The following is a 16,988-nucleotide window of genomic DNA, read 5'->3' as shown; positions in this document are numbered from 1 at the left end:
GATCAAGGTTCCAAAAGGCGGGAGAAAAGGATTTATGTGTATTGTCGCTTTTGCATGGCAGGTACTGGATGAGATGCCCCTATGTTTAATTTCAAATCGTGATGAGTTTTACCATCGACCAAGTTCTGCCTTGCATGTATGGGAAAATAGCAGCATTGTCGCAGGACAGGATTTACAGTCAGGCGGGACATGGATGGGGGTGACGGCTTCTGGTCGCTGGGCGATTGTGACCAATTTTCGCAATGGTCGGGAGCAGAAGGCTTATACCACTTCTCGTGGGTACTTGATTCAATCCTTTTTAGAAAGTGACTTGGCGCCGATTCGGTTTGCCCAGCAGCTGGAGCAACAGCAGCAGGACTATGCGGGCTTTAACTTATTTGTGGGTGATCGAACACAAGCGGTATATATGAGTAACCGTGGTGAAGCGCCGCAAGTGCTCGCCAATGGCGTGTATGTGGTATCCAATGGCCTCATGTCTGAAGATTGGGAGAAAACCCGACATTTGCGTCAGCGTTTTACCCAAGAATTTTTACCGATGTTGCAGCAAACACAAATGACTGAATCCGCAATCGACGCCGCCGCTTGGGATATTTTGGAGGATGAGCGAAAGGTGATTTCAGATTTGTTACCCGATACGGGAATCAATACAGAAATGGAAGAATTATTGTCCTCTACTTTCATTCAGAGTCCAGTGTATGGAACACGCTGTTCAAATTTTTTAAGACTTAGCCCGACACAGTGGCATTGGCTGGAAAAATCCCAGCAAGGGCCGTCACGAGGTGCAATTGTTGATCTTCAGTTAAAATTAGTGCCTTAAAATGATATGTTATAACATAATTTCAATATAAAACAACAAGATGAAATAATACTGTCATCAAGGTGACATAAAAGGTTCACCCAGCATTGTTAAGGTGTAGCCAATCGAGTTACGTCCAAACAAATAGATCTGGGGATATTTTATGTTCTTATCAAAGATGAGCTTTTCCAAAAAGCTCTTGGCGGTCAGTTTAATGGCAGTTCTGTCAGCTGGCATGACTGCGTGTAACGACAGTGATAAAAACGACAAAACGGAAGTACCTACAACACCAAAAGCTAAAAATGTGATTTTCTTTTTGGGTGATGGTATGGGGATTACCACTTTAACGGCATCACGAATTTATTCTGTTGGGGAAGATGGTGATCTGACCATTGATACACTGCCAGAAACTGCTTTTGTACGCACTTTTTCGGAAGATGGTCAGGTGACCGATAGCGCGCCGTCTATGGCGGCTTATATGACTGGCGTGAAAATGAAAAATGAAGTCATTTCCATGCAGTCAGGAACGATTGCATCTGCACCAAAAGCAGATGGAACCAGTACCTGTGATGATGTTAGCGATAATAAAGGTAAAAAACCTGTTGAAACCTTACTTGAACTTGCCAAAGCTCAGGGGATGGGCACAGGGGTAGTAACTACCACGCGTATTACCCATGCAACGCCAGCCACAACCTATGCTCATGTTTGCCATCGTGATGCAGAGAATGATATTGCTGCACAGCTTGTTCCTGCAGGTAAAGGGACAGGATGGGGCGCTTATAACAGCAAGCTTAAAGATGGTGTAGATGTAGTGTTAGGTGGTGGTTTACGTCAGTTTAAACCGACGACTGTTGCAGGCGGTAAACGTGCTGACGGCCGAGACCTAGTAAAAGAAATGCAAGATCAAGGTTATAACTTTGTTTCAAGTGGTACTGACCTTGCAAAAATTGATCCAAGCAAAACTAAAAAATTATTGGGTCTCTTTAATGCCAGCCATATGAATTATGACTTGGATCGTACCAATAAGAAGATTGATGAACCTAGCTTAGCGGATATGACCACCAAAGCGATTGATGTCCTACAGGCAAAAAACAAAAGTTTCTTCTTGATGGTTGAGGGTGGCCGTATTGACCATGCTTTGCATGACACCAATGCAAAACGTGCGTTGCAGGATACGGTTGCTTTTGACAATGCGATTAAGGCAGCGATTGATAAAATTAAACTGACTGATCCAGAGCTAAAAAATACCTTGATCGTGGTGACTGCTGACCATGACCATACCATGGTCTTGAATGGTTATGCGAAGCGTACAGGTAAATATGTGAAAGGTGCTGAGACCAGTGTCTTGGGCCTAGTGAAGAACTATAACAAAGCGGGATTCTCAACCGATGTCAACGGCAATCCATATCCAATTATTGGCTTTGGTACAGGTAAAAAACGTTTAGATAATGACCGTATTGAAGCCCGTGGTGTTTTAGCTGATAACGATAGTTGTAATCCAGCAGCAGGCCCAGCAGGTAAATATACCGATAGCCGTGGGACGGATATTGATAAAGATGGTTGGTGTACGGGTACAGCTTCAGATGATTTCCAGCAAGAAGCAGTGGTGCAGACTGGTTTCGCTGATAGTGAAACGCATGGCGGTACTGATGTGTTCCTCGGCGCGATTGGTGTGGGGTCAGACAACTTCCACGGCAGTCTGGAAAATATCGAAGTATTTAATTTAGTTCGCAAAGCCATTGGCCTAGATAAATAACAACAGACTGGAGAATGATGATGTTAAAACAATTTAAATTAGGTCAGTTGGGTATGAAAGCATCTGCTTTAACTGTTGCACTCTTGGCTGCAAGTACAGGTGTACAGGCGGCGGGCGAAGCTAAAAATATCATTTTCTTTTTAGGTGATGGTATGGGGCCAACTACGGTCACGGCAAGCCGTATTTATGGCTATGGTGAATCTGGCAAATTAACCATGGACACCTTGCGCCGTACCGTACGCATCAAGACTTATTCAGAAGATGGTCAAACCACTGATAGTGCGCCGTCAATGGCAGCCTATATGACAGGGGAAAAAACCCGTAATGATGTGATTGGCATGACACCGGGAACGATCGCTGTTGAGCCAAGTTCAGGTACGGCACCTGATGGAACGAAAGTGTCGAATGCTGTGAATAACTGCCCAACGCCTGGCTCGAGTGTAGCAGCAGGCAGTCCTGCTGATACGATTCTTGAATTGGCCAAAGCCAATGGCAAAAAGGTGGGGGCGATTACCACGACAGAATTAACCCACGCAACCCCAGCTGCAACTTTTGCTCATGTGTGTAATCGTAATGCGCAATATGAGATTGCGCGTCAAGTGATTCCTGGTGGTGCAGGTTATAACCCTAAACTGCTCGATGGCGTAGATGTGCTCATGGGTGGTGGTCGTAACCACTTCACTCCATATAATGCGACTGACAATAAACGAGGACGTATTGATGGACGTAATTTGCTGGATGAGCTAAAAGCGAAGAATTATACCGTCGGTGCGACAAAAGCAGAAATGGATGCTGCGCCACTGAATAAAAAATATATCGGTCTTTATTCGGCAACCTCTCATCTGGAATATGACTTGGATCGTCCTAGAACGGCACCGAATCAACCAAGTTTGGCTGAAATGACCGCAAAATCGATTGATTTATTACAGGCACAAGATACTGCTGGTAAAGGCTTCTTCTTGATGGTTGAAGGCGGACGTATTGACCATGCATTACATGGAACCAATGCCAAACGTGCTTTACAAGATACCATTGCCTTTGATAATGCGATCAAGACCGCACTGGATAAAATCAAGAAAACTGATCCTGAGTTAAAAAATACCTTAATCGTCGTCACGGCTGACCATGACCATACCATGACGTTTAATGGTTATACCGCACGTACTGGCAAAACCACGGCGACGAATCCAGGTATTTTAGGCTTAAGCTATAGTTATCAAGAGGCGAAAGCATCAGATACGCGTACCCGTGTATTAGAGGATGGCAAGAAACATGCCCCTAACTTTGATGCGAAAGGCAAGACCTCAACCACTTTAGTGTTTGGTAATGGTGGTGGGCCACGTCCAACGTCACGCATCGATATTACTGACAATGAGGCAGCAGCCGATGATTATTTACAAGAGGTTGGGGTAAAACTTGGTAGTCCTGGCTCTGAAACACATGGTGGTGGAGATGTCTTATTGTTTGCTGAAGGCGCAGGTTCACAAGTCTTTAAAGGGACGAGAGAAAATGCATGGGTGTTTAGCAAATTAAAAGAAGCATTTGGCTTTAAATAAACCTTTTATTGAAGTTTTTCATCATATTGCAAGAAACCTCAGTCACTATGACTGAGGTTTTTTTATGTAGGAAATAACATGCGTCTTGTGATTAGTTCGGTCTTACTCTGCTTGGGGATGACTTCTTTGCATGCTGCACCCTTATTAAGTGCCAGTATTATGCGCGAGACTCAAACCATTGGGAATGATGGTGTGACACGTACCAGTGTGTTTCAGGAGCGTATGTATCGTAATACACAGAATATCTGGATTGAGCGTGTATTGCCTAAACATCATCAACATGGTCAGGAGAAAGGTGGGCATAAACATTTAGATTTGGCTGAAGCAGCGCAGCATTATTTTATTGATCATAAAAAACAGCCAAAACTCAATTTAGTGTTGATGGAAGATAAAACAGTTGTGCATTTACAGGATGCCGATGTTGATATGTTAGGCTTAAGTAATTGCTGGTCATGTGTTTATTCATTAATCGACCCTAAAAGTCTAAAAGCAATGACAGTGAAGAAAAAGGATGCAAACACTACATGGTATGAGACTCAGAATAAGAAAAATAAAATGAGTATTGAGTGGGATAACCGCAATAGCATTGCCAAACGTGTTGAAGTTCGTAGTCTGGATGGTTTGCGTTACGACATCCTAAAAGCCAATATTCAACAGGTGAATATTGCCGAACCTTGGAAAACATATAGTAAGTTTACAACGAAGGACTATTCCGATTTTGGGGATTAACTGAACTAAAATTGCGTGCTTGGATTTAGCCCCTTCTTAAAGGGGCTTTATCATAATAAGACTCATTAAAAGGGTCAGCGGGGTGATCACTGCGATCCAGAACCTTTTAATAGCCTCAGTTCAACAGGTTGACCCTTCTGGCACTTAAGTCTGTTGAATGATCATCATCTTGATGGATTCCTTCAAGTAAACAAAAGCCGACATGATGTCGGCTTTTGTATTTTCAATGCTTGCTTATTTCGTTGTGGTAGCTTTCTTTTCTACTGAAGGTGCAATTGGATCTGCAGTAATATAACCCACCGCAGCAGCAAAACGGTCTTTGTAGTTTGCACGGACTAAAGGATCAAGTGTCGTTTTTACTTTATCGTGTAATGGAGATTCCCAGTCACCCGGGTGCTGGAAGTTGCTCATGATATAAGTCCAACCATTCACCGCATCTACAGCATGCAAACCTGTTGATTCAGCACCAGCAGGGGTGGATAAAATACGGCTTAATTGTTTGGTATCGACATTATAAGCCCATAAGAAGTTATTGATGTGCATGCCACTATCTTCACCAATGAAGAGGGTACGTAAATTTTCAGAGAACTTGATGTTATCTGGGTTTGCAATTTTATCTGCATTGGCAAGGTTACCTAGGGCATCAGCAGTAGCAAGGTCTTCACCAACCAAAGCCGCAGGAGCTTCCATGTGTATCGATACCCATTCACTATTAATCAACTGGTTTTTTTGATCAACTTGGCTACCTTTTAAGGTGTGAGCATACACGGCACCTGCTTTCGGGCCTTGGACTTGGATATCAGTGGTTTTGTCAATCATAGAAGACTGAACATAAGACATTGCAGAATAAGCAATTTTATCCTTAATGTTGACCGTTGTACCTTCCATTTTGGTGAATCCCATACTTGCACCGACCAAAGCTGCGTAGCGATGGGTTTCAAGGAATGCAGCCTCACGCTCTTTACCTGCAACTAATTTCACCCAGTTATCTTTGCCACTGAAGCGAATCTTGGTATAGCTTGCATCTTTAGGATCAGCAGTTTTGACATCCATAAGATCAGAAATTTTATATTGATCAGCCCAGCCTTTTACTTCATCGCTTGTTGCATGACCAAGATTGATCCAGCTGATATCACCCGCACCTGGGCCTACGCCAGATGTTTGTTTCCATTTAGCAACATAGAGTGTGCCTGCAGATAAATCTTTTTCTTTATCTGCAACGAACATAAACAAGCCGCCATTGGTTGCATCATCACCCATTAACGCCGTGCGGTTATCTGGCATGACTTGTACTAGCTCATGTGAAATACGACCTAAACAGTAATGTTTTTTAATTGAACCCGTACCATCGGTATTAACCGTCACTTCTGGTAAATGACCGTAGTGGTAAGGATTGCCTTTATTGCTGTCGCCAAATAGGTTTTTACTGAATACAGGTAGATAGCTTCCTGCAACGTTATTTGCATCAGGCTCGTATTCTTCACTCGAAAGATGTGTTCCCCATGGCGATAAGCTGGCACCACAAGTAATCCATAAGCCATTGACCTTGGAGGTATCCACATTGTGATATTTCACTAAAGATAAATGACCTGTTTTAGGGTCTTGATCCAGAGTTAAAATGGCAATTGGTGAAGGTAAAAGACCATACATAGAACTTAGGCTTTGATCACGAGTGGTATATTCAAATTGCACCACATGGAAAACAGGATTTCCTGCAACACCTAAGGCTTTTTTATCTGCATCGGTAAAATCTTTACCTGTCGCTTGTTTAAAGCTAATCAACGAGCTTCCATCTGGACAGTCTGAAAAGAATTGGCGTTCTTGCCCTGCTTTTGATTTATCGATAATCGGTTGGTTATTGATATCAACATAACCTCCAGCAAGGATTTTACCGCCTTTGCCATCAGTTACCATGTCACCTGTGGTGAAGAAAGGCTTATAAGCAAGGGTGTAATCGGTTTTTGAACCATCATCCCAATTGATACTGAGCGTTGAGGCAACGGTGGTGGTTGCCATTGCAGCAGGGTTGCTTAGATTCGGAGCTGCCATAGGGGTAAATGTTGCATTTTTAAATTTGGCAGCAGGAGGTGTAGGGGTGATAGCAGAGTCATTATTGTCATCATTGCAGCCTGTTAAAACGGCGGCGGTACTCATTGCTCCGAGGGGTAAAAATGGAACGCCTGCGAACCATTTTAAAATATCACGACGACTTGGCTGATGGGTATTGGCTGTCATAGTAAATCCATTTCTTTAATATAGGGTAAATAAATCCTGATAGATTCTATGAAGCAGAGATGACATTTTTTTGACAGTTTTAATGCAGTTTTAAGACAATTTGTTTTTTATAAGTGACTAAAAAATATGAAATTAAAATAAAAAACTCCCTGAAGTTTTTCAGGGAGTTGTAGGCTGTTTTTAGTCGGCTACTTTTCTTTTTTCCAGTATTTTTCCGAACAGTAAACCAAGTTCAAACAGCATCCACATGGGTACCGCCAGCATAATCATGGACAAGGCATCGGGTGGTGTGACAAACATGGCCACAAAGAAGCAGCCCACAATAATGAAGCGGCGTTTTTCCACCAGACTCTGGGTACTCACCACACCAATTAAAATCAGGACAAGGGTAATAATCGGGATTTCAAAGGTGAAACCAAAGACTAAAAACAGCTTTAAGCAGAAGCTTAAATAACTATTGATGTCGGTCATTGGTGCAACAGTTTCAGGGGAGACACTAATAAAGAAATGCAGAATTGCAGGCAGCGTAATAAAATAAGCAAATGCCACACCCAGATAAAACAGCACGATACTGCCTAACAGCAGGGGAATGGCCAGATGGCGTTCCTTTTCATATAGTGCAGGTCTGATAAATGACCAGATCTGATAAATGATGTAGGGCATCGCCAGCATAAAGGCTACAAATAAATTTAGCTTAAAGGGCGCCATAAATGTTGCAGTAACATCGGTTGCAATCATGGTTGATGTTGCGGGTAACTGCTGTCTTAACGGTTCAGAGAGCCACTGATAAGTGGTATTTCTAAATGGCAATAAGCAGAAGAAAAGAAGAATCGTCACCCCAACAATCTTAAACAGATATTGTCGCAGCACAATTAAATGCTGCATCACCGGCATTTGTTGCAGAGATTCTTCAGTACTGGCTGAGGTTGATGGTAATTGGCTCATACGGCAATCTTTAATTCTGTATCAAACTTTGGTGCCGATAAGGGCGACTCAAGCTGATGAGGTAAATGCTTTTGATAGGCAATACTGAAAGGGACAATACGTTGCTCTGAACAATGGCTATAAATCACGGGTGACTGAGTCTTGGTTTCTGCAACTTCTGTCTCTGACGGTGTTTGTGTGCCTTTAAGCGCATCGAGTTGTTGTTGCATCCTGCGTTCGAGCTCAGTAATTTTATCAATTTCTTTTTGCATTTCTTCACGGAACTCAGAAAGGCGGAGTTCGCGGTCAATTTCGTTCTGAATGTTGTTGATAAATTTTTTAATTTTTCCATACCATTTCGCTACGAACCGGGCAGCTTCTGGTAATTTATCCGGGCCAAGCACCAGCAATGCAATCACTGCAAAGCAAAAGATCTCGGTCATTCCCAAATTCAGCATAGTCGTGCTCGCTTAGCCTTTTACTGAGTTTTCAGTATTTTTAACTTGAGCATCAATGGTGCGAGGTTCATTTAAAGGAGCAGCTGTTTCTTCTTCTTTCATTGATTTTTTGAAGTCTTTTACTGCACCACCGACATCTTTACCTAAGTTTTTAAGCTTAGATGTGCCGAAAAGTAAAATTACGACAATTGCAAAAATTAGTACATGCCAAATTGATAAGCCAGCCATTCTTCTATTCCTATAAAACTTTGCTATATCTCAACAGTTGGCCATGACAAAGATGTGACACTTATATTGCAGTTTTAAGACAAAGCAGCTGTTTTCCTGCAAATAGTGCTAGCATAAGCAGCGTATAAATAAGTGATAAAAACTAGATTGACATGACCTTTATCCTCCCAATAGGCGCCTTTGTTTTCGGGCTTTTGATCGCTCAATTCAAAGTCTCAGAACAGACCAAAAAAATCTTATCTGCTTTATTGGCGCGGTTATTTATTCCTGTAGTGATTATTTACAATATGGTGTTCTATCAGGCAGGTAGCTTTGCACTTATTCTATTTAGTTTCATTTCATCGATCTTGCTGTTTTACTTATTTGCCTATTTCTCTAAAGACCGTTTGCAGGCACTTTGTTTTAGTTATAGCAATATTGGTTGGCTTGGTTTTCCATTCGCCATAGCCTTATTTGGCGAGCAAGTCAGTGCAGCGATGATTGCACTGTATATTGGCGGATCTTTATTTGGCAATATTTGGGCAGTGACTGCAGTTTCAAAAGAATCATCAAACGCCTCAGTGATTTTCCAGAAAGTTTTACAATCACCGCCAGTCTTGGCCTTGTTTGCAGCATTGATTTTATGGCTATGTGGTATTCAACGTTTACAGGGGAATCTTGTTCTAGAAGGGCTGTATGATGTTGCCAAATTTGGGATGAGTTTTGCAGGGATGTGTATTTTAGGGATGTGGCTCAGATATACACGGGTGCATCGGGCTGACTTATGGCTAAATACGCGCACACTGATGCTGAAATTATTGTGTGGTCTGGTCATTTGTAGCGTGACTTATTATTGCATTGAGATTCCACAGATTAAATTCTTGATACCTGTGCTGTTCTTTTTATTTTGTCTGCCGCCTGCCGCTAATATTGTTGCTTTGGAAACGCATTACCAAGGTACGGGCATTTCAGCTCGCTATATTGCTGCAGGAACCATCGTAAGCTGTATGGTGATTGTGATCTATGGTCTATTGCTGCATATAAAAAGTGCCCTCATATAGGAGAGCACTTTAGGGTTTTAAACCAAACTGGCTTTAAACAGCTGCATCGCTTGGCCGCGATGACTGATCTTATTTTTCTCAGCTTTGCTGAGTTCAGCACTCGAAACATTGAGTTCTGGTAGCCAAAATAAAGGATCATAACCAAAACCGTTTTCACCACGTGCGGCGGCTAAAATCTCACCTTTCCAAATGCCTTGGAAAATTTGTGGGAGTGGATCTTCTGCATGGGTGACCAATGCCAAGACACAAACAAACATGCCTTCAATGGTTTCGCCTTCTTTACGCAAAGGTGCAAGATCAGCCAACAGTTTTTGGTTATTGGCAGCATCATTGCCATGTTCGCCTGCATAACGTGCTGAGTAAATCCCAGGTGCGCCACCTAAGATCGGGACACATAGTCCAGAATCATCTGCCAGTGCAGGTTTACCTGAAAGTTTAGATGCATGACGTGCTTTGATAATGGCATTTTCAACAAAGCTAAGACCATCTTCAATCGCATCTTCAATATCGAGTTTGCCTTGCGGAATAATCTCGACAGGAAGATTCAGTTGTTGAAACAGATGTTCAAATTCAACAACTTTACCTTTGTTATTGCTTGCAAGGACAAGGCTGCCTTGGTTGAGCCATGCTTGGGTAGACATGCTGAAAATCTCAATATTTTAAATCAGATGAATTGTACTCGATTTGGTGGTCTAAGTCGGTTGTATATCTTTATGATTAAACACCGATAATAGTAAGTCCATCAACATCTTGTTCTAATAGTTTGCTTAAGAAACGTATAAGATCATCCATCATTTTGATCACTTCCACTTTATATTTTGGATATTTTTTCTTAAAAAATTTTGTTTCTTGTTTAAATAAAAGACGAACATTATCGTTATAGCGTAAATATTTTTTAGCTTCTAAGTAAACTTTATATGTATCAAGTTTTGCAATAACTTGCGCTATTTCTCCTGCATCAAGATATGTATTTCCCCAGTGTGACCAAGGCTTTTTATCCCTTAAAAATAAGTGCTCTACTAAAGAAAATGCGATTTCATCAATGACAATTGAATGATCACAATTTGGATTTTGTTGCAAATCATAGGGAATGATCTGCATGTTAAGACCAGCATAAATTCCATCTGAATAGGGTGTAACGGTAAAAGAAAATTTCATGCTAAAGTTTTTTCAAAATCAGTGTGTGGAAATTCCAGAATTTAATTTTTCCGTGAGCATTTGGATGTTCTGTTCTGGTTTCTTGATTCAATAAAATTTCATAATCTTCAATGAACAGTTGTTTAATTTGCTGGCGATTAAATCCTTGCATGGTCTGAGGCTGTTGTAATAACCAAGCATCATTTTGACCTAAAAGTTGTATTAATAAAATCCCGCCTTGCGGCAAGGCATGTTTCATCTTTGCGAGTACATGATCAATTTGGCTAGGGGCGCAAAAGAACAGACTGAATAGGGCAATGATAATACTGGCTGATGGAAACGGATAATTCTCAAAAACATGATTTGAGAAAAAGAATTTAGGATGATTTTTAAATCGATACTGACATGCCCGTTGTGCTGCTTCAGAGGGATCAAAGGCATAAACCCGATAGTCATGTTTGAGTAAGAAGGCTGCTTCATTGCCTGCGCCACATCCACAATCAATGGCAACACGAGGGAGGGTCGCATCAATATACTGGAGTGCATATTCCAAGATCGGACGATGTGATTGATCTTGGGTGAGTTCCGCACATATCTGAGACATGAGTACTAAAAAATGAACAATTTAAGATAAATAGCAGCTTAAGATCTTTTTGTAAAAGTAGAAATTGAACTACATTTAAATCAATTTGGAATAAAACCAATAAAAAACCGACTCTTACAAGTCGGTTTTTTATATTACTCAATAGATCTAAGCAAGATTATTGCGCTTGAATCCATTTATCAGCACGGTCACGTGCAGTACGAATCTGATCTTGAGTCAAGTTAGCAGCCAACGCGGTTTTCTTCCCTTCAGATAGGCTGATGACTTTAGTATCCAGCATGCCATCACGGGTAGATAATTCATACCATTGATAAGCACCAACAAAATTTTTCTTTTGCTCTTCCATCATTGCAAGATTGAAGCTGGCACGGTTATCGCCATTACTCGCAGCTTTCTCGAAATATTTACGCGCCAAAGCTTCATCTTTCTTCGTACCGATGCCATCTGCATACATACGACCGACATTTAACTGTGCAGCAGATAAACCTTGATCTGCTGCTGCCTTGAATAAAGTGAAAGCTTGTTTTTCATCTTTAGCCACTTCTTTACCAAACTGGTAACGTGTTGCTAGATAAAATTGTGCCCCAGCTTGACCAGATTTTGCTGCGCTTTGTAATTCACTGATACCCATCACTGAATATCGCGCTGCCTGTGTTGCAACTGATTGTGGTTGAGCAACATAGTCAGCGTGCGCTTGTATACTGATCAGACCAAATAAAAATGTGCTGATAAATGTCTTTTTCATAGAGCGCTCACTCGATAAATTGCGACTTCACCAAATAGGTTCGGCATATGCTTACTGAGCATACTACCTTGTTGGTCACCATTGACGGCAAGTCGATTAATAATTTTAATCCGATTCTCAGCACATAGGGCTTCAAAGTCACGGAAAGTACATAAATGAATATTCGGAGTGTTATACCACATATAGGGTAAAGCTTCCGAGACAGGCATTTTCCCTTTCAATGCAAGAAAAGAACGAGTCTTCCAATACGCAAAGTTTGGAAAAGTAATAATTGCCTGTTTTCCGACACGCACCATATCACGAAGTAATACATCGGGCGCATCTACAGCTTGCAAAGCTTGTGCCATAACCACAGAGTCAAACGACTGGTCGGCAAAACGGCTTAAACCCAAGTTTAAATCCTGTTGGATAATATTTAACCCTCGACTGATGGCAATTGCAATCTTTTCTTGATCGATTTCTAAGCCGTAAGCACGAATATTGTGCTGTTTGCTCATATGCGCCAGTAATTCACCATCACCACAGCCTAAATCCAGTACGTTGGAATCAGGTTTAATCCATCTTTCAGCCAGTCGTTGATCTATACGCATTAGATATTCTCCAAACGGGTCGATTGCAACTGTTGCGCTCCACCTAAAAAGGCTCTTAATGTTTTCACATAGAGTGGGATAGGGAACAAGAACGAATCATGACCTTGTTCTGCATCAATATCTAAGTAACTGACGGGCTTATGATTATCAATTAGAGCATCAACTAATTCTTGTGAACGACTTGGGCTGAAACGCCAGTCAGTCGTAAATGAAATCACCAAGAATTTGCATTTAGGCTTGCTCATTGCTTTAGTCAAGGAATGTTCATACTCACGAGATGGATCAAAATAATCCAAGGCCTTGGTCATAATCAAGTAAGTATTTGCATCAAAATTGCGACTAAATTGTTCGCCTTGATAACGTAAATAACTTTCAACTTGGAATTCGACATCAAAACCATACATAAATTTGCCAGATTTCAAATCACGACCAAATTTCTGTTTCATGGCTTCTTCAGACAAATACGTAATATGACCGACCATACGCGCCAAAATTAACCCACGTTTTGGATAACTGTCATTTTCCAAGTAACGCCCATGATGGAAATCTGGATCAGAGAGAATCGATTGGCGAGCAACTTCATTAAAGGCAATATTTTGTGCCGATAATTTTGGTGCACTGGCGATAATGACACATTTTTTTAAACGATCAGCATAGTCCAATGACCATTGTAGTGCTTGCATGCCACCTAACGAACCACCAATCACGGCAAACCAAACATCAATTCCGAGGCGATCAGATAGCATGGCTTGGGTCTTTACCCAGTCACGCACAGTGACTAATGGAAAATCTGGACCATAAGGACGATTTTCATTTTCAGGGTTTGGCGATGTTGGGCCTGTTGAACCATTACAACCACCAATATTATTTAAAGAAACAATAAAAAAATGATTGGTATCAATCGCTTTGCCAGGACCAATACAGCTATCCCACCAACCTGCTTTTTTATCATCTGCATGATGATAACCCGCAGCATGATGATGCCCAGATAATGCATGGCAAATTAAGATTGCATTGGATTTATCTGCATTAAGTGTTCCATAGGTTTCAACCATCAAATCAAAACGTGGCAGGATACGCCCACATTCAAGCTCTAATGGTTGCTCAAATTGAAATTTTTGTGGTGTGACTAAACCCACTGAATCCGATGGAAAAGACACTGGAATGATTCGCCTTGTATAAATCTTTGATCAATAATAAAAGGATACCAATTCAGGTATCCTTTCAAAAGTCATTTTTTCTGATATTACAACTCAGCTTTGCTTAAACTGCCGCAGCAGCAACTTGCTTAGTTGTAAGTACACCTTGTTCAATTAAACGATTGGTACATGCAATAATCGCTTCAATGGACGAGGTGACGATATTGTCATGAATCCCTGCACCAAATGCGCTCTTACCTGTGCCTTTGACCTGAAGCTCAATCAAGGCAAGGGCCTTGGCATTGGCACCTGAACCGATGCTGCGCTCTTCATAATTTACAACATCAATTGGCAATTGTAACGCATCGAGCATTGCCGAAATTGGGCCATTACCTTCACCGCGTAAACGTTGTACTTCACCATCAATTTCAATATCTAATTCAATGATTTGTGTACCATTAATATCAGACAATTGATAATGCTTGGTTTGGTAATGACGATTTTTCACATCCACATAGGTATTTTGGAATAAGGTCCAAATTTCATGTGCACTGATTTCTGTACCGTTTTCATCAGTATGTTGCTGTACGATTTGGCTGAACTCGATTTGTACTCGGCGTGGTAAAGCAACGTTGTAGTTTGACTCTAACAAATAGGCAATACCACCTTTACCAGATTGGCTATTGACACGAATCACCGCATCATAGTCACGCCCTAAATCTTTCGGGTCGATTGGCAAGTAAGGCATATCCCAAATTTCTTCGTTTTTCTGGAATTCAAAACCTTTCTTAATTGCGTCTTGGTGTGAGCCAGAGAATGCAGTAAAGACTAAGTCACCTGCATACGGATGACGAGGGTGTACTGGCAAGCCTGTGCATTCTTCAACTGTAGCAATAATTTCGTTGATGTTTGAGAAATCCAACTCAGGTGCAACACCTTGGGTGTACATGTTTAAGGCAATTGCCGCAACGTCTACGTTACCGGTACGTTCACCGTTACCAAATACACAACCTTCTACACGGTCTGCACCCGCCATGATGGCCAATTCAGAAGCGGCAATACCACAACCACGGTCATTGTGACAGTGCACTGAAATGATCACGCCATCACGACGCTCAATATTGCGGTGCATCCATTCCACTTGGTCGGCATACACGTTTGGTGTAGATACTTCCACTGTTGCAGGCAAGTTTAAAATGACTTTATTGGTTGGCGATGCTTCCCAAATTTCAGTTACCGCATCACATACATCTTTAGCTACTTCTAACTCAGTTGCAGTAAAACATTCTGGGCTGTACTGGAATACCCACTCAGTTTCAGGTTGCTTCGCTGCGTATTCTTTTACTTTGGTTGCAGCGTTGATGGCCAATTGTTTGGCACCCGCAATATCTACATTCAAGACTTTTTGGCGGAAGGTAGGCGAGTTGGCATTATAAATATGCACAATTGCACGTTTTGCACCTTGTAAAGATTCAAAAGTACGTGCAATCAAATGGTCACGTGCTTGTACCAAGACTTCAATATACACGTCATCTGGAATATGACCTTCTTCAATCAATTTGCGGGTGAAATCGAAGTCAACTTGAGATGCAGATGGGAAACCAATTTCGATATGCTTAAAACCAATTTTCACAAGCATTTGGAACATTTTGAATTTTTGTTCGATGTTCATTGGCTCAAAGATCGCTTGGTTACCGTCACGTAGGTCGGTACTCATCCAAATTGGCGCTTTGGTAATTTCGTTATTTGGCCATTGGCGGTCTGGTAAGTCGACACGCTGGTACATACGACGGTATTTCTTGCTTGGATCTGCCAACATCATGAGGAACTCCTTGTGTAGTGCCTGTTGCTCGGTCTTATTAAATGCAACGTACTACTAATAATATATGGTGTCTATTTAAACAAAATTAAAGGGATATTCAGAGGAAATTGCTTAGAAAAGCAAATTTTTTATAGGCGCACGTGGCGCAGCATCAGGAGATTCAATTGAGGTTGAGCGTGAGTCGGAAAAGCAAAAATAACATTCGTTTTCATCATGTAACCATCAAGATCAATACAAAGGTTTCACTTATGCAAACCTTTTAGGAAAAATTGCATGAGTGCTAAGTTCATAGTCATATCATATCGCGCTTGTGTTGAGAATGTTTTCCGAATATCTGATTGAATAAAACAATAATGAGATTTTTTTTCTAATTTTATTTATTTATGAGTATTTTTTATTGAATATTGGTAATTGTTTAAATGATTGTAAAAGTAAATCACAATATTTACTTAAATTTTTCTCGCTACTGTTTGGATGTGGGCGACTGCAGTAGCAAGTATTTTCAAATCGGTTTTAAGGCCTTAAAGTTCAGCCCATTTGCGCATCAAGTTGTGGTAAAGGTTGGTGAGCTTAATCACTTCTTCATGTTGATCACCCAACTGCATACGTAGGTTTTGCACAGTTTGATCAAGATTGAACAGCATATGACGATCAGCATCATCGCGTACCATGCTTTGTACCCAAAAGAAGGAAGCAATACGACAGCCCGACGTTACCGCAGTTACTTCATGCAAACTGGTAGAAGGGTAGAGGATCATGTCCCCTGCAGGAAGTTTAACTTCATGATAGCCATAAGTGTCCTCAACCACGAGATAACCACCTTCATATTCGTCAGGCTCGCTTAAAAATACCGTACAGGATAAATCGGTACGCAAGCGTTCATTGGTGCCACGAATACGACGAATTGAATTGTCGACATGAAAACCAAAAGATTCATTGTTTTCGTAACGGTTAAATAGAGGGGGAATAATATCTAAAGGAATAGCTGCAGAAAGGAATAAAGGATGCTGCCCAAGCGATTCTAAAATAATGGTACTAAGATGATGCGTGAGCGGGTGATCTTCAGGGAGTTGTTGATTCTGTTTTACTGTCGCAGATAAAGTGCCTGCGGTAACTTTTCCATTGACCCATTCAATTTTGTCCATTTCATCACGGAAGTATTGAACTTGCTCTTTTGTTAGTACATTGGGGATATGATGAATCACACGAACACCTTTTATTTAGAATAA

The 16,988-nt window shown here is 41.2% G+C and carries 17 protein-coding genes; 5 read left to right on the top strand and 12 right to left on the bottom strand.

Annotated features, from left to right (window positions below; translation table 11 throughout):
* Positions 1-34: 34 nt before the first annotated feature.
* The 4 genes from F972_RS12105 (at position 35) to F972_RS12090 (ending at position 4,837) form a co-directional block, all read left to right on the top strand.
* A complete protein-coding gene (locus F972_RS12105; protein ID WP_004757109.1) occupies positions 35-817 on the top strand; it encodes an NRDE family protein in 783 nt (260 codons plus the stop codon).
* Between the two features lie 142 nt (positions 818-959).
* On the top strand, positions 960-2,552 hold the full coding sequence (locus F972_RS12100; protein WP_004757110.1) for an alkaline phosphatase: 1,593 nt from the start codon (positions 960-962) through the stop codon (positions 2,550-2,552).
* Between the two features lie 20 nt (positions 2,553-2,572).
* Complete coding sequence (locus F972_RS12095) at positions 2,573-4,108, top strand: alkaline phosphatase (RefSeq protein ID WP_004757112.1); 1,536 nt, start codon at positions 2,573-2,575, stop codon at positions 4,106-4,108.
* A 78-nt stretch (positions 4,109-4,186) separates the two neighbouring features.
* Positions 4,187-4,837, top strand: a complete 651-nt coding sequence (locus F972_RS12090) for a hypothetical protein (protein ID WP_004769867.1) — start codon at positions 4,187-4,189, stop codon at positions 4,835-4,837.
* 234 nt (positions 4,838-5,071) lie between these two features.
* Here F972_RS12090 and F972_RS12085 read toward each other — a convergent pair whose 3' ends face one another.
* The 4 genes from F972_RS12085 to tatA all read right to left on the bottom strand — a co-directional run bounded on the left by F972_RS12085 (position 5,072) and on the right by tatA (position 8,682).
* The gene (locus F972_RS12085) at positions 5,072-7,072 is read right to left on the bottom strand and encodes a PhoX family protein (protein ID WP_004757116.1); all 2,001 of its coding nucleotides are present in this window, start codon (positions 7,070-7,072) and stop codon (positions 5,072-5,074) included.
* Between the two features lie 180 nt (positions 7,073-7,252).
* On the bottom strand, positions 7,253-8,017 hold the full coding sequence (tatC, locus tag F972_RS12080) for a twin-arginine translocase subunit TatC (RefSeq protein WP_004757118.1): 765 nt from the start codon (positions 8,015-8,017) through the stop codon (positions 7,253-7,255).
* A complete protein-coding gene (gene tatB / locus F972_RS12075) occupies positions 8,014-8,454 on the bottom strand; it encodes a Sec-independent protein translocase protein TatB (RefSeq protein ID WP_004757120.1) in 441 nt (146 codons plus the stop codon). Before tatB ends, tatC begins: the two co-directional genes overlap by 4 nt.
* A 12-nt stretch (positions 8,455-8,466) precedes the next feature.
* Positions 8,467-8,682, bottom strand: a complete 216-nt coding sequence (gene tatA / locus F972_RS12070; protein ID WP_004757122.1) for a Sec-independent protein translocase subunit TatA — start codon at positions 8,680-8,682, stop codon at positions 8,467-8,469.
* Between the two features lie 152 nt (positions 8,683-8,834).
* On the opposite strand from tatA, the gene F972_RS12065 reads away from it, so the two are divergent.
* On the top strand, positions 8,835-9,722 hold the full coding sequence (locus F972_RS12065; protein WP_004757124.1) for an AEC family transporter: 888 nt from the start codon (positions 8,835-8,837) through the stop codon (positions 9,720-9,722).
* 17 nt (positions 9,723-9,739) lie between these two features.
* Here F972_RS12065 and rdgB read toward each other — a convergent pair whose 3' ends face one another.
* The 8 genes from rdgB to F972_RS12025 form a co-directional block, all read right to left on the bottom strand.
* Positions 9,740-10,363, bottom strand: coding sequence for an RdgB/HAM1 family non-canonical purine NTP pyrophosphatase (gene rdgB / locus F972_RS12060; protein ID WP_004757126.1), 624 nt, complete (start codon positions 10,361-10,363; stop codon positions 9,740-9,742).
* A 76-nt stretch (positions 10,364-10,439) separates the two neighbouring features.
* Positions 10,440-10,880 (bottom strand): hypothetical protein, encoded by a 441-nt coding sequence (locus tag F972_RS12055; RefSeq protein WP_004757127.1) that lies wholly within the window; start codon positions 10,878-10,880, stop codon positions 10,440-10,442.
* A gap of 1 nt (position 10,881) precedes the next feature.
* Entirely contained in the window at positions 10,882-11,463 is a 582-nt protein-coding gene (locus tag F972_RS12050) for a class I SAM-dependent methyltransferase (RefSeq protein WP_004757128.1), read from the bottom strand.
* A gap of 157 nt (positions 11,464-11,620) precedes the next feature.
* The gene (locus F972_RS12045) at positions 11,621-12,208 is read right to left on the bottom strand and encodes a tetratricopeptide repeat protein (protein WP_004757129.1); all 588 of its coding nucleotides are present in this window, start codon (positions 12,206-12,208) and stop codon (positions 11,621-11,623) included.
* Positions 12,205-12,798 carry a methionine biosynthesis protein MetW gene (gene metW, locus F972_RS12040; protein WP_004678509.1) on the bottom strand — a complete coding sequence of 198 codons (594 nt, stop codon included), beginning with the start codon at positions 12,796-12,798 and terminating at the stop codon, positions 12,205-12,207. Before metW ends, F972_RS12045 begins: the two co-directional genes overlap by 4 nt.
* The gene (gene metX, locus F972_RS12035; protein ID WP_004683221.1) at positions 12,798-13,958 is read right to left on the bottom strand and encodes a homoserine O-succinyltransferase MetX; all 1,161 of its coding nucleotides are present in this window, start codon (positions 13,956-13,958) and stop codon (positions 12,798-12,800) included. The genes metW and metX overlap by 1 nt, the downstream gene beginning before the upstream one ends.
* 103 nt (positions 13,959-14,061) lie before the next feature.
* Positions 14,062-15,759 (bottom strand): 2-isopropylmalate synthase, encoded by a 1,698-nt coding sequence (gene leuA / locus F972_RS12030; RefSeq protein ID WP_004757130.1) that lies wholly within the window; start codon positions 15,757-15,759, stop codon positions 14,062-14,064.
* Positions 15,760-16,280: 521 nt separating this feature from the next.
* The gene (locus tag F972_RS12025; protein ID WP_004757131.1) at positions 16,281-16,964 is read right to left on the bottom strand and encodes a Fe2+-dependent dioxygenase; all 684 of its coding nucleotides are present in this window, start codon (positions 16,962-16,964) and stop codon (positions 16,281-16,283) included.
* Between the last annotated feature and the right edge of the window lie 24 nt (positions 16,965-16,988).

Origin of the sequence: Acinetobacter sp. CIP 102529 (genome assembly GCF_000368325.1) — a bacterium.
Classification (GTDB): domain Bacteria; phylum Pseudomonadota; class Gammaproteobacteria; order Pseudomonadales; family Moraxellaceae; genus Acinetobacter; species Acinetobacter parvus.
This window is presented reverse-complemented; position numbering and strand designations above follow the sequence as displayed.

Excerpts from the sequence above, each read along its gene's own strand:
- F972_RS12105 (WP_004757109.1), top strand. The coding sequence starts at position 35 with ATGTGTATTGTCGCTTTTGCATGGCAGGTACTGGATGAGATGCCCCTA.
- F972_RS12100 (WP_004757110.1), top strand. The coding sequence starts at position 960 with ATGTTCTTATCAAAGATGAGCTTTTCCAAAAAGCTCTTGGCGGTCAGT.
- F972_RS12095 (WP_004757112.1), top strand. The coding sequence starts at position 2,573 with ATGTTAAAACAATTTAAATTAGGTCAGTTGGGTATGAAAGCATCTGCT.
- F972_RS12090 (WP_004769867.1), top strand. The coding sequence starts at position 4,187 with ATGCGTCTTGTGATTAGTTCGGTCTTACTCTGCTTGGGGATGACTTCT.
- F972_RS12085 (WP_004757116.1), bottom strand. The coding sequence starts at position 7,072 with ATGACAGCCAATACCCATCAGCCAAGTCGTCGTGATATTTTAAAATGG.
- tatC (WP_004757118.1), bottom strand. The coding sequence starts at position 8,017 with ATGAGCCAATTACCATCAACCTCAGCCAGTACTGAAGAATCTCTGCAA.
- tatB (WP_004757120.1), bottom strand. The coding sequence starts at position 8,454 with ATGCTGAATTTGGGAATGACCGAGATCTTTTGCTTTGCAGTGATTGCA.
- tatA (WP_004757122.1), bottom strand. The coding sequence starts at position 8,682 with ATGGCTGGCTTATCAATTTGGCATGTACTAATTTTTGCAATTGTCGTA.
- F972_RS12065 (WP_004757124.1), top strand. The coding sequence starts at position 8,835 with ATGACCTTTATCCTCCCAATAGGCGCCTTTGTTTTCGGGCTTTTGATC.
- rdgB (WP_004757126.1), bottom strand. The coding sequence starts at position 10,363 with ATGTCTACCCAAGCATGGCTCAACCAAGGCAGCCTTGTCCTTGCAAGC.
- F972_RS12055 (WP_004757127.1), bottom strand. The coding sequence starts at position 10,880 with ATGAAATTTTCTTTTACCGTTACACCCTATTCAGATGGAATTTATGCT.
- F972_RS12050 (WP_004757128.1), bottom strand. The coding sequence starts at position 11,463 with ATGTCTCAGATATGTGCGGAACTCACCCAAGATCAATCACATCGTCCG.
- F972_RS12045 (WP_004757129.1), bottom strand. The coding sequence starts at position 12,208 with ATGAAAAAGACATTTATCAGCACATTTTTATTTGGTCTGATCAGTATA.
- metW (WP_004678509.1), bottom strand. The coding sequence starts at position 12,798 with ATGCGTATAGATCAACGACTGGCTGAAAGATGGATTAAACCTGATTCC.
- leuA (WP_004757130.1), bottom strand. The coding sequence starts at position 15,759 with ATGATGTTGGCAGATCCAAGCAAGAAATACCGTCGTATGTACCAGCGT.